This window comes from Acaryochloris marina MBIC11017 (assembly GCF_000018105.1).
Classification (GTDB): Bacteria; Cyanobacteriota; Cyanobacteriia; order Thermosynechococcales; family Thermosynechococcaceae; genus Acaryochloris; species Acaryochloris marina.
In genome coordinates this window covers 5210760-5230764 of the sequence record NC_009925.1, presented here as the reverse complement: position 1 = coordinate 5230764, position 20005 = coordinate 5210760, and the positions used below count along the sequence as shown (strand labels likewise).

General features: G+C 50.1%; 16 protein-coding genes. 8 read left to right on the top strand and 8 right to left on the bottom strand.

What is annotated here, in order from left to right; translation table 11 throughout:
• Positions 1-8: 8 nt before the first annotated feature.
• Genes ntrB through cynS form a run of 3 tightly spaced genes read left to right on the top strand, consistent with a single transcriptional unit; the run spans position 9 to position 2215 of the window.
• Positions 9-839: a nitrate ABC transporter permease gene (gene ntrB / locus AM1_RS23390; protein ID WP_012165391.1), complete on the top strand. Its 831-nt coding sequence runs from the start codon at positions 9-11 to the stop codon at positions 837-839.
• The gene (locus AM1_RS23385; protein WP_012165390.1) at positions 836-1714 is read left to right on the top strand and encodes an ABC transporter ATP-binding protein; all 879 of its coding nucleotides are present in this window, start codon (positions 836-838) and stop codon (positions 1712-1714) included. Before ntrB ends, AM1_RS23385 begins: the two co-directional genes overlap by 4 nt.
• A 57-nt stretch (positions 1715-1771) precedes the next feature.
• Positions 1772-2215 (top strand): cyanase, encoded by a 444-nt coding sequence (cynS, locus tag AM1_RS23380; protein ID WP_012165389.1) that lies wholly within the window; start codon positions 1772-1774, stop codon positions 2213-2215.
• A 4-nt stretch (positions 2216-2219) separates the two neighbouring features.
• Here cynS and purB read toward each other — a convergent pair whose 3' ends face one another.
• The 3 genes from purB to AM1_RS23365 all read right to left on the bottom strand — a co-directional run bounded on the left by purB (position 2220) and on the right by AM1_RS23365 (position 4982).
• Positions 2220-3515: an adenylosuccinate lyase gene (gene purB, locus AM1_RS23375; protein ID WP_012165388.1), complete on the bottom strand. Its 1296-nt coding sequence runs from the start codon at positions 3513-3515 to the stop codon at positions 2220-2222.
• Between the two features lie 115 nt (positions 3516-3630).
• The gene (locus AM1_RS23370) at positions 3631-4056 is read right to left on the bottom strand and encodes a hypothetical protein (RefSeq protein ID WP_148215805.1); all 426 of its coding nucleotides are present in this window, start codon (positions 4054-4056) and stop codon (positions 3631-3633) included.
• A gap of 254 nt (positions 4057-4310) precedes the next feature.
• Positions 4311-4982, bottom strand: coding sequence for a Uma2 family endonuclease (locus AM1_RS23365; protein ID WP_012165386.1), 672 nt, complete (start codon positions 4980-4982; stop codon positions 4311-4313).
• A 413-nt stretch (positions 4983-5395) separates the two neighbouring features.
• Between AM1_RS23365 and AM1_RS23360 the strand changes: the two genes are divergently transcribed.
• Both AM1_RS23360 and AM1_RS23355 read left to right on the top strand, forming a co-directional pair.
• On the top strand, positions 5396-6835 hold the full coding sequence (locus AM1_RS23360) for a TldD/PmbA family protein (protein WP_012165384.1): 1440 nt from the start codon (positions 5396-5398) through the stop codon (positions 6833-6835).
• Positions 6832-8196 carry a TldD/PmbA family protein gene (locus AM1_RS23355; protein WP_012165383.1) on the top strand — a complete coding sequence of 455 codons (1365 nt, stop codon included), beginning with the start codon at positions 6832-6834 and terminating at the stop codon, positions 8194-8196. The genes AM1_RS23360 and AM1_RS23355 overlap by 4 nt, the downstream gene beginning before the upstream one ends.
• A gap of 155 nt (positions 8197-8351) precedes the next feature.
• On the opposite strand, the gene AM1_RS44670 is transcribed toward AM1_RS23355, so the two are convergent.
• The 3 genes from AM1_RS44670 to AM1_RS23340 form a co-directional block, all read right to left on the bottom strand.
• The gene (locus AM1_RS44670) at positions 8352-11108 is read right to left on the bottom strand and encodes a TIR domain-containing protein (RefSeq protein ID WP_012165381.1); all 2757 of its coding nucleotides are present in this window, start codon (positions 11106-11108) and stop codon (positions 8352-8354) included.
• A 347-nt stretch (positions 11109-11455) separates the two neighbouring features.
• Positions 11456-11797, bottom strand: a complete 342-nt coding sequence (locus tag AM1_RS23345; protein WP_012165380.1) for a DUF2004 domain-containing protein — start codon at positions 11795-11797, stop codon at positions 11456-11458.
• Positions 11798-11885: 88 nt separating this feature from the next.
• Positions 11886-13229, bottom strand: coding sequence for a cytochrome P450 (locus AM1_RS23340; RefSeq protein ID WP_012165379.1), 1344 nt, complete (start codon positions 13227-13229; stop codon positions 11886-11888).
• A gap of 322 nt (positions 13230-13551) precedes the next feature.
• Here AM1_RS23340 and AM1_RS37740 point away from each other — a divergent pair, with 322 nt between their 5' ends.
• Both AM1_RS37740 and AM1_RS23330 read left to right on the top strand, forming a co-directional pair.
• Complete coding sequence (locus tag AM1_RS37740; protein WP_012165378.1) at positions 13552-16287, top strand: bifunctional diguanylate cyclase/phosphodiesterase; 2736 nt, start codon at positions 13552-13554, stop codon at positions 16285-16287.
• 132 nt (positions 16288-16419) lie between these two features.
• A complete protein-coding gene (locus AM1_RS23330) occupies positions 16420-16776 on the top strand; it encodes a Spx/MgsR family RNA polymerase-binding regulatory protein (protein ID WP_010468205.1) in 357 nt (118 codons plus the stop codon).
• 1 nt (position 16777) lies between these two features.
• Here AM1_RS23330 and AM1_RS23325 read toward each other — a convergent pair whose 3' ends face one another.
• Both AM1_RS23325 and AM1_RS23320 read right to left on the bottom strand, forming a co-directional pair.
• The gene (locus AM1_RS23325) at positions 16778-16996 is read right to left on the bottom strand and encodes a DUF350 domain-containing protein (protein ID WP_012165377.1); all 219 of its coding nucleotides are present in this window, start codon (positions 16994-16996) and stop codon (positions 16778-16780) included.
• A gap of 153 nt (positions 16997-17149) precedes the next feature.
• Positions 17150-18616 carry a RecQ family ATP-dependent DNA helicase gene (locus AM1_RS23320; RefSeq protein WP_012165375.1) on the bottom strand — a complete coding sequence of 489 codons (1467 nt, stop codon included), beginning with the start codon at positions 18614-18616 and terminating at the stop codon, positions 17150-17152.
• A 173-nt stretch (positions 18617-18789) separates the two neighbouring features.
• On the opposite strand from AM1_RS23320, the gene AM1_RS23315 reads away from it, so the two are divergent.
• Positions 18790-19980 (top strand): HhoA/HhoB/HtrA family serine endopeptidase, encoded by a 1191-nt coding sequence (locus AM1_RS23315; RefSeq protein ID WP_012165373.1) that lies wholly within the window; start codon positions 18790-18792, stop codon positions 19978-19980.
• Positions 19981-20005 lie beyond the last annotated feature (25 nt).

The following is a 20005-nucleotide window of genomic DNA, read 5'->3' as shown; positions in this document are numbered from 1 at the left end:
CAGAAATCATGGCCCTGAGTACTGATCAAAGCCCCAAAGCCCCCACCAAACCAGGACTCTCTGAGAATGCTCAAGCAATCCTGATTTCCCTGCTGTTTCTGGCACTGTTTCTCGCGGTTTGGGAAGTGGGGGCCAATGCCAAAATCTTTGCCAAGGGCATGCCCAATGCCACCGACACCCTGGGAGAACTCTGGTTTTGGATTTCCGACCCCTTCTTTGACAATGGCCCCAATGATTTAGGGATTGGCTGGAACTTGCTGACGAGCCTGCGCCGGGTGGCGATTGGCTATACCTTGGCGTCCATTATTGCGGTTCCTCTGGGAATCTTGCTGGGCATGTCCCGGGTAGCTGCGAAGGCCTTTAATCCCTATGTGCAGCTCCTTAAACCCGTTTCTCCTTTGGCCTGGTTACCTTTAGGACTGTATATTTTCCGCAATTCCGAGAATACAGGTGTCTTCATTATCTTAATTAGCAGCATCTGGCCGACCCTGGTGAATACCGTGTTTGGCGTCGCCAATGTGAGTCCTGAGTATCTCGATGTGTCGAAAACCTTGGGTGCGTCCAAATTGAGAACGGTCTTTAAGGTGATTATTCCGGCGGCCCTTCCCAATATCATTGCTGGGCTACGCATCAGCATGGGGATTGCCTGGCTGGTGATTGTTGCGGCTGAGATGCTCCTGGGATCTGGATTAGGCTATTTCGTCTGGAATGAGTGGAATAACTTGTCCATCTCCAATATTCTGGTGGCCATTTTCATTATTGGTTTGGTGGGTATTGTTTTGGACCAAATCTTCGCTTATCTGGAAAAATTAGTTTCTTTTGGACGGCAAGCATCATGATCACCTCTTCTCCTCCTGTCGATATGGAAACGTCCACTAGTGTTCAACTGAGCTTGCGCAATGTCTCTAAAGTTTTCCCCGCCAAAGGAGGAATCCCATTCTTCAAGCGCAACTCAACCTCGAACTTTATTGCCATTGAAGATATCAGCTTAGATATCCAGCACAATACCTTTGTCACCATCATTGGGCCATCGGGTTGCGGCAAATCGACGCTGCTGAATATTATTGCTGGATTGAGTACCGCCACCTCTGGCACCGTCGATCTGGATGGTCAGCCTATCCTCGGTCCTGGCCCAGATCGGGGTATGGTCTTTCAAAACTATGCCCTGATGCCCTGGATGACCGTAGAGGAAAATATTCGGTTTGCAGTGGAGACCGTTTATCCGAAGCTATCCAAGCAGCGTCTGCAAGGGATTGTCCGGGAAAATATTGATCGAGTCGGGTTGGATGGGGCGGAGAAAAAACACCCCCATGAATTATCCGGCGGCATGCGGCAGCGGGTTGGCATTGCCAGGGCCTTAGCCATAGACCCTAAAATCCTGCTGATGGATGAGCCTTTTGGGGCTTTAGATGCCTTGACGCGGGGCTTCCTGCAGGAAGAGGTGGAGCGCATATGGGAGCAGGATCGCAAGACGGTGGTCATGATTACCCACAGTATTGATGAAGCCCTCCTACTGTCCGATCAGATCGTGATGATGACCCGGGGGCCAGCCGCCAAAATTGATGAGGTTTTAGAGGTGCCCTTCCCCCGACCCCGCAACCGTTTGGAGGTGGAGCAACATCCTGAGTACCACAAGCTCAAGGCAGAAATGGAAGCCCACCTATACCGGGAAACGCGGTTTGTAGAACAGGACCGGATCAAGGTCAAAGCCTAACCCCCCTGAATATTCACTTTTCGACTGCAAATTTCTTATTTTGGAGAACCCATTCCTATGGCCATTGCTGAAATTACCGAGAAACTCCTAGCAGCAAAGAAAGCGAAAGGTATTTCCTTTGAAGATTTAGAAAAAATTGTCGGCTGTGATGAAACCTGGATTGCCTCTGTGATTTACCGCCAGGCGAGTGCCTCTACAGAAGAAGCCGAGAAAATTGTTACAGCTTTGGGCTTACCCGCAGAGTTGGCGGAACCCCTAACCGTGCCGCCCATGAAAGGCTCTTTAGAACCCGTGATTCCCACGGACCCCTTAGTCTACCGATTCTATGAAATTATGCAGGTCTATGGGGTGCCGGTTAAAGCCGTGATTCACGAGAAATTTGGCGACGGTATTATGAGTGCCATCGATTTCTCCATTGAGGTGGATAAAGTGCCAGATCCAAAAGGAGATCGCGTTCAGGTAACCATGTGCGGTAAGTTCCTACCCTATAAGAAGTGGTAGCCCCCTAGATATCCAATCGCTGATAAACCTGATCGAGGTTTTGTAAGTGGCGACTGGGGTCAAAGCAGTGGTCTAGTTCCTCAGCCGAGAGCAGTTTTTGCACCTGTGGGTCTTGGCTGAGGGCGGCTTTAAAATTTCCGCCTTCTTTGTTCCAAGCCTGGTGAGCATGGGTTTGGACAATGGCATAGGCATCTTCGCGCACCATGCCTTTATCCACCAGGGCGAGTAAAACGCTCTGGCTAAAGATAACGCCACCATACAGGTTCATATTCCGCTTCATATTCTCGGGATAGACCTGGAGATGTTTCACTAGGTCGGTGATTTCCACCAACATAAAGTGGGTCAAGATGGCGGCATCGGGGACAATCACCCGCTCTGCAGAGCTATGGGAAATATCCCGTTCATGCCAGAGGGCCACATTCTCAAGCCCTGTCATGGCATAGCCTCGTACCACCCGAGCCAGTCCCGTGAGTCGTTCTGACCGAATCGGGTTGCGCTTGTGGGGCATGGCCGAAGAGCCTTTTTGCCCCTTGGAAAAGAATTCTTCCACTTCCAGCACATCCGTGCGCTGAAGATTGCGAATTTCTACCGCAAATCGTTCGATGGAGGCGGCCACTAAAGCTAGGGCATTGAGATAGTAGGCATGGCGATCTCGGGAAATTACCTGGGTGGAGGCGGCTTCTGGCTGTAGCCCCAATTTTTGGCAGGTGAGACATTCAATCTGAGGGTCAATATTGGCATAGGTGCCAACGGCACCCGAGATTTGACCGACGGCGACTTCCTTTTGCGCTGCGATCAGGCGATCGCGATGTCGCATCATTTCAGCTAACCAGCCTGCCAGCTTAAATCCCAGGGTAATCGGCTCGGCATGAATACCGTGGCTACGGCCCACCATCACGGTTTGGCGATGCTGCTGGGCTTGGTAACGAATGGCTTGAATCAGATTTTCGAGTTGGGGCAGCAGGATATCGAGGCTGGCCACCATCTGCAGGGCAATAGCCGTATCCAACACATCAGAGCTGGTCATGCCCAAATGGATATATCGTCCAGCTTCACCGACGTACTCATTAACGTTGGTCAAGAACGCAATCACATCATGCTTGACTTCCGCTTCGATTTCTAGAATGCGCTTAACGTCGAAATTGGCTTTGGCTTTGATCGTGGCCAAGGCATCGGCAGGAATCTTTCCCAGTTCTGCCTGGGCCTCGCAAACGGCAATTTCCACCTGCAACCAGGTTCTGAACTTATTCTCATCTGTCCACAGATCGCCCATTTTGGGCAAGGTATACCGCTCGATCAATGTATTGCCTAGATTTCAACTGAACTATTGTACGCTGCCTTGCTATTCTCTAACGGTTTTTAATCGTCAAAGGCAGAACGCCAAGATTAGACAGGGTCAGCAGCATACAGGAAATTCAGTCTTTGTTTAAATCGTCCTGTAATTTAGCGAGTAATTCTGCGTAAGCATCCCTCGCTTCTCGAAAGGTCGCGTCAGGATGAGCAGCGCGAAATGCTTTGACAGCTTGCGCCTCGTATTGGTCTTGAACCGCTTGAATAAATTCAATTGGAACCGAGCGTCCACTTTTGAGACCCAGATTAGGATGTGCTGGGTTCCATAATCCCCAATCCAGTGTGCGCGGAAAGCTTCCCCAACGCTCTTGTTCGTAACTACACACAAACCCTTGGATGTCATCTAGTTTGAGATCCCGGCATGACCGACATTTTGCGGAGACATAAACTTTACTGGTGTAGTAGGGTGTATCCACCAAAACAGGATTTGTGGGGCCTTTAATGGGACACGGGCCATGATCGAGTCCCAGGTATCCCTGTACTTGCTCCATCGCCCGCATACACTCTCCCTCAAATAGGTATTCGCAATTTCGACACTTTTGGGGAACAGCTCCCCTACTTGTGAGATGTGAGAATGGAACGGGTTCAACTGAGCCTGGGACAGTGCAACGTGGAAAAGCAGTTCTAAACATTTATCCAGATCTCTTCTATGCCTATCAGCACAGCACCCTTAATGACTTTTTCACTAATGGTCATGATCTGAGCGAAAGTAAATGCTCATCCAATCTAGCAATAGACTTAGGAGTTATTGCTCTTGATCGGGCTGATGGGTCTGAAGCCAGCTTCTCAAATCATTTAGAGCTGGGATCTCCCCATCCTGTTTACACTGTTCTAAATATCGATAAAAAATCTCTTTGGGAACCCAAGGGAAGGTAGGACTAACTTCGACTTCTTGATATTGACGTTGAATAAGCTGAAAAATACTAAGCGTTTTGCCATTGTAGCGCCAGAACTCTGGTACTCCCATCACCGCATAGAGGCTATTTTTATCGACATCCGTATGGGTGATATCAATTTCAATAACTAGATCAGGGGGAGGATCTTTCTCTAGATCAACCGTTCGTCCCCTTACTAAGGCTTCATTTTGGATGTAGTAGCAGCGATCAGGCTCAGCTCCCTTAAGCAGGTCATGGCGACGAAGCGTTGTAGAGGCCATACTTTTGATATTGAAGCCACTTTCGCTGGTCACAGCCTTGACGAAATCTCCAATGATGTCGCTAGGGTTTTCATGGGCTTCCAAAGGAACCATAAATTCCAAAATTCCTTCGTCATAAGTGATGTGGGCAGCCCGATGTTCACCAAACGCCTCTAAGATCTTTTCATAAGTCTCCCAACTCACGCTATGGAGGGTTAAGCGCTGCTCGGCGACAGGGGTGGATATTAGTCCATCAGTGGGTGGTAATTCAGTTTGAACCACTATCAAGCTCCTGATTGGTGAGATGCTTCTAGGATTAACTACATCTAGGTATGTTGGTTAGCACGTCTAAACTTTATTATTGCTTGAATGGTTAAGTCAGTGCCAAATTCCAGGCACTGTTCAGTTAAGAAGCGATGTATGCAAAAGCTTTGACTGTCAATATCTCGACGATTTTAACGGGCCTTTGGAGCAATCCCATCACCATTGCTGGGGTGCGCTTGTGGCTGTAGTGAGGACGACACCAATTGTGAATCAACAGCTGGCTTCCAAATATTAGGTTGGCTTAACCCTCCACAATTCGGTCTTTGGGAAATCCATGATGAAGCGACACTCATTTTAATAAAGAGCTGTTGTGCCCTCTTAGGAAACGTTAGACTAGCGCTTACGCACCTTATTTATCGAGCAATATAGATATGAAGTTTGACCTTCATCAGGCTCTCAACACCTTAGATATCAACGCGGATTGGGTGGGCCTCCGTCAGGTGAATGAGAAGACCACCACCCATGCCGTTCGTGACGGGCGACCCCAAAGTAATGGTCGCGATTTTACCCAGGGCGTGATGGTGGAGGTCCTTGCTGAAGGCCAGTTTGGTTATGCCGCCACCAACCGCTTAGACCCAGCTAGTTTACAAGGGGCCGCCGAGCAGGCGTATCAACAAGCGATCGCAACCTCTAAATGGGCGGTCCACTCCTTTACTCCCGAGGTGCGTCCCAAGGCCGTGGGCCAATACCAATCTCCCTTTCAGCAGCCCTTGGACCTGATTAGCGTTGCCGATCAGCTGGATCTGTTGGTGAAAGTCTGTGACACCCTCCACGTCTCCGACCAAATTGTTAAAACCAGCGCCTTTACCCAAACCTTAGAAACCGAACAGATCTTCGTTAGCAGTAATGGTACGGATACCCACCAAACCTTTAGGTTTGTGATCACCAATTATGAAGCGACAGCCCAGGACGGCAGCATTATCCAAAAGCGCACCGATAATGGTCCCTTAGCCCGCTGTTATCAAGCTGGCTCTGAAGTGTTTGACCCCGACCAGGTGCTCGCCCGTGCCCAGCAAGTGGGGGAACAGGCCATTGCCCTACTGGCTGCTGAAGACTGCCCCACAGCTACCACCACCTTGGTACTGGCACCAGACCAAATGATGCTACAAATTCATGAGAGTATCGGCCATCCTTTAGAGCTGGATCGGATCCTCGGAGATGAGCGCAATTATGCCGGGTCTAGCTTTGTAAAGCTCTCTGATTTTGGTCATCTGGTGTATGGGTCGCCACTGATGAATATTACCTTTGACCCTACAGTCCCCGGTGAATTTGCGGGCTATGCCTTTGATGATGCCGGGATGCCTGCCCAGCGAGAGTATCTGATCAAAGAAGGACTGCTACTGCGGGGACTAGGGAGCTTAGAAAGCCAAGCCAGAGCCCAGGTGCCTGGGGTGGCTAACTTCCGAGCCCGTTCCTGGAATCGAGCCCCCATTGACCGGATGGCCAATCTAAATCTAGAACCGGGCCAATCCTCCTTTGAGGAAATGATCAGCAATATCGAATCTGGGGTCTATATGGAGGCCAATCGATCCTGGTCCATTGATGACTATCGCAATAAGTTCCAGTTTGGCTGTGAGTATGCCCGCCTAATCGAAAACGGCAAGCTGACCAAGGTCTTACGCAACCCCAACTACCGAGGCATTACTAATCAATTCTGGGGGAACCTGGCTCAAGTGGGGGATGCCAGCACCTTTGCCATGTATGGCACCCCCTACTGTGGCAAGGGCGAACCCAATCAATGCATCCGGGTCGGCCATGCCTCACCCACCTGTGTATTTAAAGAAATCGAAGTATTTGGAGGAGCCGCATGAGCACCAGTGTTGCCACCCACCCCACCGAAACCCTGGCGGCTTGGGAGTCCACCTTTAATCAGTTGGCCGACCTGCTGTTGGATAACTTACAGGCGGGAGAACATCTCTCCATTGAGTTGGCGGGGGAACAAAGCCACTTTATGCGCCTCAATGCTGGAAAAGTTCGCCAGACCGGCCTGGTGACCGATGCCAGCATTAATATCCGCTTGATTGCCAACCAGCGCACTGCCTACGCAGGCTTCCCCTTTACAGGGGATCTGGCGGTAGACAGTGCCGTGGCCCTAGAGCAGCTCCAACAACTGCGCCAAGACTTACCCCAGCTACCGGAAGACCCCTATATTGTCCTGCCGGAAAACTATGGCTCTAGTCGGGAAGCCTATCCTGGTCAGTTACTCGCACCCGATCAGGTCTCTGCTGCTCTATTACCAGCGGTGCAAGGGGTAGATTTTACAGGCATTTATGCCTCAGGTCCCATTGTCCGAGCCAACCGCAACTCCGCAGGCCAGCAGCATTGGTTTGCCACGGAAACCTTTGTGCTCGATTATTCCTTAATTGCCCCCTCCGAGAAGGCCGTCAAAGCAACTCTGGCGGGCCAAACCTGGGACCAAACCGCCTACACGGACAAAATCCAGCAGTCCATCACCCAGCTCAAAATGTTAGATCGACCCGTTAAGGTGATTGAACCGGGCCAATATCGCACCTATTTTGCCCCTGCTGCCACTGCCGAATTGATAGGTATGTTGTCCTGGGGTGGGGTGAGTGAAGCCTCCATGCAGCAGGGCGGCAGTGCCCTAGCTAAACTGCGAGAGGGCAAGTCTTTGTCCTCCCATTTGACTCTAAAAGAGAACTTCAGCTTGGGCTTAGTACCTCGATTTAATAGCTTAGGGGAGGTCGCCCCGGAAGAAGTACCTCTGCTGGTGGACGGTCAGCTCGTTAATACTCTAGTTAATGCCCGCACGGCCAAGGAATATCAGGTTAAAAGTAATGCCGCCAGTGCTCATGAAGGGATGCGATCGCCTGAAGTATTACCTGGAACCCTCAGTACGGCAGATATTCTGGCGCAATTGGGAACGGGATTATACCTATCTAATTTGCATTACCTAAACTGGAGCGATCGCACTGGCGGACGAATCACGGGGATGACCCGCTATGCCTGCTTTTGGGTGGAGCAAGGTGAAATTATCGCACCTATTAAAGACCTGCGGTTTGACGACAGTCTCTATGAATTTTTAGGTGCAAAGCTAGAGAACCTCACGGATACCCAGGAGTTTATTCCCTGCGTAGACACCTATGGTGCTCGCTCCTTGGGTGGTTCTCGGATGCCAGGGTTATTGGTCAATGACTTTACTTTTACCTTGTAATCAAGAATAAGTCGCTGAGATCTGCAGTCAACTTTTATCTAACATGGAGCTGTGGGTTGACCAATCGTTTTGGTCGATGCCTGGATTATAAATTCCGTCCACTCCTGCGCAAGGTGAAACATCAATGGCAAGGGCTTTGTCCGTCGCCAACGTTCTTATCCCCCAAGCTGCAACTGCAGCGCCACCGCCTCGTCATAGGCGACCCGATAAACAAACTCTCCGCCATCACAGGTGGCCAACTGCAACGCCGTCTGGGCCAATTCCTTCGCTTCCGGCAATTTGCCCGCCGCCTGGGCTAACTCGGCCAAAAATAGATGAATATCGGCCCCTTGGAGGACGTAGCCACTGCGGGTTGCAATGGCACGGGCGTCTTCGGCCAGACGGTTGGCTTCGGGGAGATTGCCCTGGTCTCGGCGGAGACGGGCGAGGTCGAGCAGGATATCGGCTTCATCGGAAACTACATTGATGGCGCGGCAGCGGCGGAGGGCTTCGTTGAGGTGGTGGTCGCTGGCAGAGAGATCGGGGGTAAGGCGGTGGGAAGCCCCGAGGAGCCAGTGGGCGCGGACGTAGTCTCGTTCGTGGGGGTATCGAGTACGGGTATCTTCATCGGCCAGGGCGATCGCACGCTGGGCGGCGGCAAGGGCAGTGGCAGCAAGTTCAGTCCGCTGTGAATTGGAGGTCTGGTGCGATCGGGTCCGCAGCAAAGCACTTAAAGCTCGATAGACCCAAACAACTCCTTGGGATTGGATATTGTTACCTTTCTCAAACAATTCCAGTGCCCGATCCAACGCTTCTGCCGCTGCTCCCCAGTCTCCCCAGCAAGCCAGCAGTCGTCCCAAATCCCGATGTCCTATCGCCTCCCGGAACTCGTCCTCAAGCTCCTGGCAGATGGCAATTCGACGGCGCAGGTTGGCTTCAGCGGCTTGTAGGGCACCGATAGGGAAATACGCAACAGAGGCAACAGCACCCAGGCCGATCGCCCAGTTTTTCTTATTTCCTTGCTTTTCCGCTAGCAAAAAACTCTGCTCAAACAGGGGCACAGCCTGCGCAGGTTGACCGCTGAGGCTGTAGCTATTGGCCAGCGAGTTCAGCGTCCAACCCTGGCCATCTTCAGACTGGAGTTGGGGGAGCTGGGTTTCCCCCTGGGGAAAGAGGGCACGGAGGAGTTCGATATATTGTTGGTAGGCTCCGAGTTGGTAGTAGAGGGGTTTGTCGAGACGATCTCTAAACAACTTCAGCGCCTCGTCATACTGCCCCGCCCGCACCATATGGTGATACAGCTCCATCACCGGGGCCAGGTCATCCACCGTCTTCACCCGCTCCACCTCCGGCACCGCCGCAAAGTAGTCCCGCAGTTGGCCATGGGTGCTGCTGCGTTCTGTCGTCTCCATACGGTCATAGGCATAGCGCCGCACAATCGGGTGCAGGTCAAATCGCTGGCCCTCCCGCTGCACCAATCCCCGTTCGATCAAATCCTGCAAACCATTTTCTAAATCAGACTCTTCTGTCGCCAATGCCGCCAGCACCTCAAAGGTCACCGGACTGCGAAAACAGGCAATCCGACTCAGCAGTTGCCGCCCCTCTAGGCTCAAAATGTTATAGGACTGCTCCAACACATGATGTTGCCGCTGCACCAGGCTCCCCGTCAAATCCTGCCGCTGTGCCGCCTGAATATCCCCCGGATTGCGCAAGTCCTTGACCACCTGCCCCGCCAGCAACCGCAAACTTAACGGGTGAAACCCATAAGCCTTACAAGCCTGCTCGATCTCTCCCCGATTGCCCCGGATCCCCTGCACCCGAAAAAACGCCACCGCATCCGCTGCCTGCATCTGTGTCAGCTCTACCTCCTGACAGCCCTGCAGCAAAGCCCCCCCAGTCACCTCCACCGGACGGGGCCTCAACCGGGTAGACATAAGCACCTTGCCCTGCAGCTTCGGCAAACTCGCCAAATTCCGCAAAAACAACTCCGCCCCCGGATTCACGCAATCGCGCCCCGCATCGGCGATTTCCTGTTCCCCATCTCCTTGATAGGCCGCCCCCAGGCTGCCATAGGCCCGCAGTGCCCGCTCAAACCCATCCAGAACCAGCAAGATCCGATGCTGCAACAAATACTCCAACAACCGCCTTACCCGCTCTGTCGGATTCAAACCATCTGGCTTTTGCCCACTCAGATAAGCCAACGTAGCAGAGACAAAATTATCAAACCCCGCTTTCTCTTCATAGAAGCTCCACCACACCACTAGGGGCCAATCACCCTCTTCCACATCATGCAGCAACCAATGCCAGGTCAGGGCACTTTTGCCAAAGCCCCCCAAAGCCTTCAGCACCAGCAATGGCTGGGAACCCTGATTTAGCCAATCACTCAGCAGTTGCCGTTCAGCGACGCGCCCCGTAAAGTGTGGTGGCATCCCGTAGGGGTGAGCCAGAAACCATTGTTTTGGTGTATATTCTTGCGGTGGAGCCGCTTCGGCTTCCTCAATCCCAAACGCTCGAAACACCTGCTTCCAGGCAATATCCAGTTCCTCAGGGTCGGTAAAATTGACATAACTTAGATAACTAATGTCCGGCGGCAGGGCACAAGCTTCCTTCAAGACAGGCAACAATCGCAGTTCTGTATTATTCGGATCTGGGGTTTGCAACAAATATCGTTCAAATTCCGTCCAACCACTCTTCAAATAATTTGCCGTTAGCACCAACAACGTCTTGCGGCTGGTCATCGCCGCCCGCTTAATCTCCTTAATCGCGGGTGCCCCTGGCTGAAAATCTTCGTAGTCAATACAAACCTTTAACCCCGCATTTTGCAGTCGCGTCACCAGTACCTTCCGCACCCAAGCCTTATCAGCACGGCTGTATGAGATAAACACATCGTAGTCGTAGGTAGCGGCGTCGGTATCGGTGGGGCTGTGGCTCATGGATGACCAGGGACGATGCTAAATTCCTTTCGTCCTATTCTATTCGATGGATTGGAGCTAGGTCAGGATACTTGGTGGGGTAATGCTCTCCCTTAGCCCATTTTTCTAAGGGAGAGCCCGAACCATAGAGTTAGTCTTTAAAAATCAACCGGAGTTCAAAATTCCCTATTTGAGGGTAATTTATGGCGATCTCAACGCCTGTCCTAACCGTGCAGAACCACAACCTTCGATATCTGCCATAGCAAAAAGTAGCATGGCTAGTTGCCCTTGATATTAGGTCACCAATTTTGAGGACAAGCGTTTTTATCAAGCCAGTGTTGCTGAGATCTAGACCAAATCCTTACACATTACGATTCCATGTAAATCGCAATAACGTTGCCGCTATCGTCGAACTGAACACTGAGGAGGTAATTTGAAACATCTCCAGGCAGAGTAAAGTCAAGTGTTTCGAAGTCGCCATCTTCTCTTTGATCCGAGTCAAAGATTGGTATCAGAAGTCCCAAAATCTGTCTTGAACCTGGCTTGCCAGTTCCCAGCCTTTCCAACCAATAGGCAGCGTCAATTTCTTCTAGGTGATGTGAGACAAACAGATCAGCACCAAATTTCCCTGCCTCAGTTCCAGTAGAATCTTGAATGGCTTCAAGAGCTACCTGCGTTCGTCGGGCTAACTCGTTTGGGGTTGAGGTCATTTTCGAGATAAGCGTCGTTATGGCTTAGTAGATTCCTTAACGAAATTGGGTACGCCCATTATTTAATTCTTGAATATACAACTGAAAATTACTCAGACAAAGCTTTAAAGGTCACTTTGAGGCCATCTCGTGGACGGGGAGAAGGGATAACAACCAAGTCTAAAGCTTGGTTTGGTAATAGTTGCCATTCATAGTTCTGCAGTAAATGAGCTGCAAAGATTTTCATCTCTAGCCGTGCAAACTCTTTGCCTAAGCATTCTCGAATCCCTCCACCAAAAGGAACATAGCCATATCTCTGCTGTTCTGTACTCTGTTGAGCCAAGTGTTCAGGGCTAAATCGCTCAGGATCAAATTGTTTTGGGTTGGAATAGAGGGCTTGATCTTGGTGGGTACTGCCAATAGAACATTGAACGGACCAGCCTTGGGGAATTTGGTATCCATCCATTTCACAAGTTTGCAGCACCGTGCGAAACACCCCTGCCACAGGTGGGATCAGCCGCATTACCTCCGTCAGCACTTGCTCCAAATAAGTCATTTGTTTGAGGTCGTCTACCGTCAAAGCCTCTTTAGATTTCCATTGCTGTTGTTCCTGGCGGAGACGAGCGGTAATTTCTGGATGTTGGGCTGTTAGAAGACAGAAAGAGGTAATCGCTGATGTTAAAGTTTCATGCCCAGCAAACAGCATCAGGAGGATCTGGTCCTTGAGTTCATCCTGACTCAGTCCTTGACCTTGCTCATCCCGCGCTTGCAGTAGTAATCCCAAGGTGTCATTCCCAGGATTTGCCATTGACTGTCGTGCTTGGATGGTCTGCCCTAGCTCTTGTAAAAGCAGGTCCCGACAGCGTTTGGCTTTACCAAATTTTGTCCAAGGCAACGAAATTGGCAAAGAGAACAACCCCGCACACCAAGTTTCAAAGTGTTGCCCTAAAGGTGTTTGACAGCCATTATCTTGCCCAATAAAGAGCTTACAGGCCACATCTAAGGTGAAACTACGCAATTCTGGATACCAGGTTAGCGTTTCAGCTTGCTGCCATTTCTGGGTATATTGCTGGGCGATATCACCCATGATTTCCACATAGGTGGCCAATGTTCGAGGTTTAAAAGCCTGGGCTAACAGTTTGCGACGGTTGCGATGCAGCTCCCCAGTTTGGAGTGCCAAGGACAAAGGGCCGAGTAATGCTTTTGTCGAAGCTGGCCAACTATTTTCAAAATTTTTGCTTTCATTGCCTAGGATGGTCTGATTGGCTTCTGCCCCATAGATCATTACAGTTGGGCGTCCCAATATATGGGTTTTGAAGATAGCACCATGACGTTCCTGTCGTTTGGAAACGAAATCAGAATCTTGAAAAAATTGCAATGATTCTCCAATCACTGGTAAGCCTAAACTGCCAGGAGGGAGTGGAAGAGGTTTGGAAGGATTAGAAGCTGCCATAGGGATTTAGATGCACTAGAACGATGGGGTAAGCGATCGACACACTTGAGAAGTACTCGATACTATGATCTACCGTATATTCAGTCGCCTTACGCTTGCATAAAGGATAGATTTCCTGAAAAGATATCTAAACTGCCCGCAGGGAATATCATCGGGGGGAGAGAAATGCTTCAGCAACTGTGTTTCTGGCTCTACTAAAACGATACCGTTGAGCCTTTTAAATCAGCCAACAATTGAGCATATCTCGGTTTAGCTAAATAGCTGACTGCAATAGCGGGCACCCTAAGTAATAGTGTTGTCATCCATTTTGCTCTCTTAATTTGTGAGTTTATCTGAGTCCCTATCGATTTTAGAGAATCCTGATGTTTCGATCGCATTAGGGAAACTGATTATTGCGATCGCATCGGCTACATCAGAAACGGATGTTTATGCTACGGTTGCAGCCTATATCCCAGATATTCTCCCGGTCGCTCGAACCAGTATCATCCTCCTCACAGAAGAAGGGCATGAGCTAGAAATTTATGCATTAAACGGGATAGAAGGCGTCAGCCCGATCGGTAAAACCATTCCCTGTGACGGAACAGCTGCAGGATTAGCGGTTCGAACAGGGCAGCCCCAGGTAAACTGGGCGTCTCCCGACAGTCCCTATCTCGATATCGTCCGTCTGTCTGCAGAGGGCATGTCTCTATTCGTCAGCGTACCGTTGATGATTCATGGTCAAGCCATCGGGGCAGTGAATGCGGCTTTTTCCAATCCGAGTTTGGCTGAGACGCAAATTCTTAGCCTCTTGACTCAAATCACGACCTTGATTTCCACCAACCTGGAGCGGCAAATGCTGCTCAAACAGACCCAGGTGGCTATGGAAGGGTATCGGTCCCAAGCGGAGCAACTGCAGGTACTGAACGAAATTGCCCGCAAACTATCCGCCGCTATTTCTGATGAGGAAGTCTTTGATGCGATCGCAAAGGCCATCAAAAAAATTATTCCGGTGGATCGCGTTAGCTATGCTGAACCAGCCCCAGAATTAAAAGGATTTCGCATTTTCCGCTTTACCGGAGATGCCTATTTACCCACGGATATTGTTTTACCCAAAGAGAAATCAGGCTTGGGGTTTATTTATGAGCTAGGCCAACCCTATTTCTTTGCTCAGTTGGGTGAAAGCGATTTTATCGAACATGCCATGCTCATGGAAGCAGGATTGCGCTGTGGCTGGAGCGTTCCTGTTCATGTAATGGGTGAAATTACAGGCATTCTCAACGCTGCCTCGTCTAAGCGGATCAAAGATGGCAATCAATTATTGTCGATTTTAACGACCTTGGCCGAACTAATGGGCTCAACCTTTGAGCGTATTCGCTTACAAGATGAAGCCGCCGCCGTTCTTCGAGATAGTGAAGAGCAAGTACGCCTTTTTATCGATGGCAGTCCTCTACTGCTGCTGGCCCTTGATTCACAGGGCATGATTCACCGTGTCAGCCATTTTGGGGCGAGTCAACTGGGATATTTAGTGGATCACCTGATTGGTTCCCCGTTTAGCATCCTCCACCCGGATGACCAAACTGCAGAAATTCAGGCTTACTTACAAACCTTATCTAACCTAGAAATTGGCGAGATTTACAGCCGTGAAGCGCAAATGCTCCAAGCTGATGGCACCCTGATCTGGGCTCGTCAAAATGCCCGTAGAGTCCATGATCATCGAGGAATTCCTCAACTGTTGTTGGCCTGTGAAGATATTTCCAAGGTGCGTTCCCTCACGGATCAGCTTCACTTTATGGCCCATCATGATGCCTTGACGGCTCTTCCCAATCACACCTTATTTCGCCATACCTTAGAAGCCCTCATTGCTAAGACGGCGGATCAACCCACACCCTTTGCCATGCTCTTCATCGATTTAGATGGCTTTAAAAAGGTGAATGACAGCTTGAGTCATGCGATTGGAAATGAATTGCTCTGCCAAGTGGCTCAGCGGCTCCAGGGGGCTGTGACCTCATCCGATACCGTGGCTCGCCTGGGCGGAGATGAATTTGTGGTCTTACTTCCCCGGGCCGCATCCCCAGATGCAGCAGCCAAAATGGCTCAAGCCATTCTTCAGCAATTACGAACCCCGTTTCACGTTCAAAACCACGAGATCTTTATTGGTGGCAGTATTGGCATTAGCCTTTATCCAGCTCAAGGAAAAACCTCCAGTGAGCTGATGAAGCAGGCAGATCTGGCCATGTATCGGGCGAAGGCTCAAGGGCGCAATAATTATCAGTTCTACAGTGCTCAGCTGTCTGCAACCCTACAGCGCAAGTTGGCCATTGAGCATGCTTTAAGGACTGCCATTGAAAAGGACGAACTAAACCTGGTTTTTCAACCCCAGGTCGGCCCTGAAGGGCAAATTTTGGGTTTAGAAGCATTAGTCAGATGGCATCATCCAACCTTAGGTATTGTTCCCCCCTCGACCTTTATTCCCATCGCCGAAGAAAGCCATCTGATTGCTGCCCTAACAGATTGGGTTCTGGACCATAGCCTAGCCATCCTTGCTCCCCTTAACAGTGCCTATCCTCATCTGTATGTGGCGGTGAATATTTCTGCTCAGGAATTTTTAGCGCCTTGTACATTAGTCAAGCGGGTGAGGAGAGCCCTAACCGCTGCCAAACTACCCGGCTCTGCATTAGAACTAGAAATTACAGAAAGTGTGTTTCTACATCCCGGTGAAGTTCCCAGTCAATTGTTGACTGCCCTAAAAAATGAGGGAGTTCGAATTGCCATCGATGATTTTGGAACAGGTTTCTCGTCCTTGGCTTACTTATTGAATTTATCCTTCGATACCCTTAAGATTGACCGCACTTTTGTCAGCGATATCGACATTGATCCAGCCAAGGAAGGCATCATGAAAGGTATTCTGACGATCGCGAACAGCTTAGGGGTAACCTTTGTAGCTGAGGGGATTGAGTCCTCCTCTCAGTTGCACTGCCTACAAAGATTAGGATGTTCTCACTATCAGGGATATTACTTTCAAGCTGCTACGGCAATGGATCAGCTTCTGCCTTTGATAGATAAAAAATTTCGCGTTTAATCTTGATAGCGCCCTAGATTTATTCCCAAAGTTTCATAAACTAATGAAGTTTATGGAAAGTCGGGATGTACAAATAAATGATACTCGTTTAAATTCGTTCCATAATTTCGTTGACTCAGTAATCACCAATACATGACTATTCAGGTCTATGGCATCCCCACTTGCGGCACCTGCAAGAAGGCATTGAAATGGCTGCAAGAGAATCAGCTAGAGTTTGAGTTTATTAATACAAAGGAAGAACCCCCCAGCATTCAACAAATTTCTGCTTGGGTTGATACGTTTGGCTCTAAGCCCATGCGGAACACATCGGGTGGGGCCTATCGGGCTTTAGGAGAACAGAAAAAAACCTGGAGCGAAGACCAGTGGATTGCCGCATTTGCTGAAGATGCCATGCTCCTCAAGCGTCCTTTGATTCTGAAAGATGGCGCCCCTGTGTTAGTTGGGTTCCGGGCTTCCGATGAGGTACTTAAGGAACGCTTGAGTCTCTAAGTTAGGAGATATCTGGGGTCAAGATAACGGCAATGACGATGGCTGCAAGGGCAATCACAATGGCAGCCTGCAAGATGCCGGAAGCCAAGTTCCCTTTACGGATTTCGGCGCGATGATCAATCGGGTCCAAAATGTCATAAAGCCTTAGCCCCACATAGAACAGGACGACACTTAAGAAGGTCCAACCAACGGATTCAAGGACTCGAATAAGAAGAGGCATGGGTACACACTTAACTTAGATCCTCCTTATCAAATCATGCTGGCCGGGACCAGACAACCTCTTTTAACCCTGAAAATTCAGGAGGTGGGTAAGCCCCACACTTTTCCTTCTTGGAGGGAATTACAGCCAACGCCTTGGCCCTTTACGAGGGGCTTAATGGAAGGATCTGGACTTGGATGTGCGGGAACGGCAGCGATCACAATGGCCGCATCGAAAGTGATGCGCTTCTTGGTCAAAACCAAACTGTTGCAAAATGAATTGCCAACGGCATTGGCGGGTGTAGAGATAATCCGTGATATCCAGCTTGGTGGGAATGAGGGGAGGGTTGAACCCTTGAGCAGCCAGAATTCGAAAGTGAAATGGATCCTCCCAGATGAGATGACCCGACTGATGCAGGAGCGCTAGGGCGAGGTCGGCCTCTGGGAAGGCTTTTGTGATGGTGTCAATATGACCTTGCCGGGGAAGTCGATGGACCAACCGCTGGGCGGATGCTTGTTGTCCCCTCAACTGTTTGAGGAAGTATTGTCGCATTTGCCGATCTTGAGGATCCAGCCAACCAGTGGGTTCACTGGTTAGCAGCAGGGTTTGCGATCGCAAGTTGTCTCGACCAGCCCGACCGATTTCTTGCAGATAAGCACTTAAGCTCAAAGGGGGATGATAGTGGGCGATCCACCGCACATCGGGTTTATCAATTCCCATGCCAAACGCACTTGTACAAATCACAAATGGTAGCTTCCCCTGAAGCCACTGAGCTTCGATGCGGCGACGTTCAGGCGCGCTGAGTCCCGCATGGTAGGCCACCGTGGGCTGATGTTGCTGGCAGAACCAAGCGGCTAAACTCTCACATAAACGTCGGCTAGAGGTATACACCAGTCCTGCCGAATGGGCCTGTCGGCCAATAAATGCCAAAAGTTTTTGTCGCCGACAGGCAGGGGTCCAGGCCACTTCAACGGTCAAATCTAGATTATTTCGATAGGGACTACAACTCAGAACCTGAGGCTGATGCAGTCGAAGTACGGTTTGAATTGCGGCTTGTGTTGTGGGTTTAGCGGTCGCCGTATAGGCGGCTACGGTAATGGGTGCGGCACTGTTCTTTGGCAATAGCGCATCCCGAATCGACCCTAAGCGGCGATAGACTGGGCGAAAACTGCTCCCCCATTGCTCAATGCAGTGGGCTTCATCCACAATTAAACATCGAATCTGCAAGTGCGGATCCCCTAACCGCTGCCAAATGGGTGGGCTCAACAAGGATTCGGGAGATAGATATAATAGGCGTAATTGCTGCTGTTCTATTTGTCGCAATGTCTGCCGACGCTTCTGAGAAGAGAGCTGGCTGTGAATCATCCCAGCAGGTAGCTTTTTTGCCTGGAGTGCTTGCACTTGATCTTCCATCAGAGCAATCAAAGGAGAGATCACAATCGTTAGGCCAGACTGTAACAGTGCTGGAAGCTGAAAGCAGACGGATTTACCCGAGCCAGTTGGCAGCATCACCAAGGCATCTTGGTGTTTCAGTAGGCTGGTAACAGCCTCTCCCTGTAAAGGGCGAAACTGACTGTACCCCCAAAACTTCTGTAGCCCAGCGATGGCTCTATCCCAAGCCTGTGAATGGTCAAGCCTCATCTTCAGGAAACATTCTTAGAAGTAACAAAGTCCAAGAAGCTAATGTCCTTGCCAAGGTAAGTCTGTTCAACCGGAGCACTCTCTCCCTTAAAGGCTAAGTTTTTATTCCCCACATGATCCATTCTGTTCCTTTAAGTCACTGCTATCCCATAGTCCTTTAGTTATCGTTCGATATGTCAGCGAAATTTTCAGTCCAAAGGTCCGCGACCTATCTATCTTTATTGTTAGTCGGTTCCTTAGGTACACTCCTGGGAACACAGGTTATTCCGAGTAACAGTCTTTTACCTCAACCGAGTGTCGCTCAATTGCCGAAGCCGCTCCCGGGGCAAACGGATACCAATTTTATCGCCCGTGCGGTGGAAAAGGTAGGACCAGCCGTGGTCCGGATTGACTCTGCTCGCACCGTGAGCCGTCGTCGATCCAGGCTGTTTGACGATCCCTTCTTCCGGGAGTTTTTTGGCCGAGATATTCCTAGACAACAACCTCGCACACGGGTTCAACGGGGAACAGGGTCTGGATTTATCATCAGTGATGATGGCTTAGTCCTCACCAATGCCCACGTGGTGAATGGGGCGGATAAAGTTACAGTCGTTCTCAAAGATGGCCGTAGCTATGAAGGCACCGTGATGGGAGAAGATTCCTTGACGGATGTTGCAGTCATTAAAATTAAAGCCAAAGATCTGCCCACGGTAAAAATGGGCAAGTCAGATGAGCTACAGCCGGGTGAATGGGCGATCGCTATTGGTAACCCCCTCGGCTTGGATAACACCGTGACCGCAGGCATTATCAGTGCGACAGGGCGTACCAGCAATGACGTGGGCGTTCCAGATAAGCGGGTTGGATTTATTCAAACGGACGCGGCCATTAATCCCGGTAATTCCGGGGGACCCTTGCTTAACCAGGCTGGTGAAGTCATTGGTATGAACACCGCCATTATTGGGGGAGCTCAAGGCCTGGGATTTGCCATTCCCATCAAAACAGCCCAGCGGATTGCTGATCAACTGATTGCCAAAGGTAAAGTGGATCATCCCTTCCTGGGTATTCGGATGGCTGGTTTGACCCCTGAACTAAAAGAGCGCATCAACAGCAGCCCAGATGTGGATTTTCAAGTCAAAGACGAGAAAGGTGTCTTAATCTTTGAAGTGATTCCTAAGTCTCCTGCAGCAGCAGCAGGCTTGCGTCCTGGAGACATTATTCGTGAAATTGATGGCCAATCCATTAGTAAGGCTAGCCAAGTTCAGCAGAAGGTTGATGCCACATCCTTAGGAAACTCTCTAAAATTAGGAATTACACGTAATGGGAAGGAGCAAACCATTGCCGTTAAACCTGGACCTCTACCTGCTCAATTAAGTAAGAATAACTAAGAGTATTTAGGGCAAGGGGCCGATT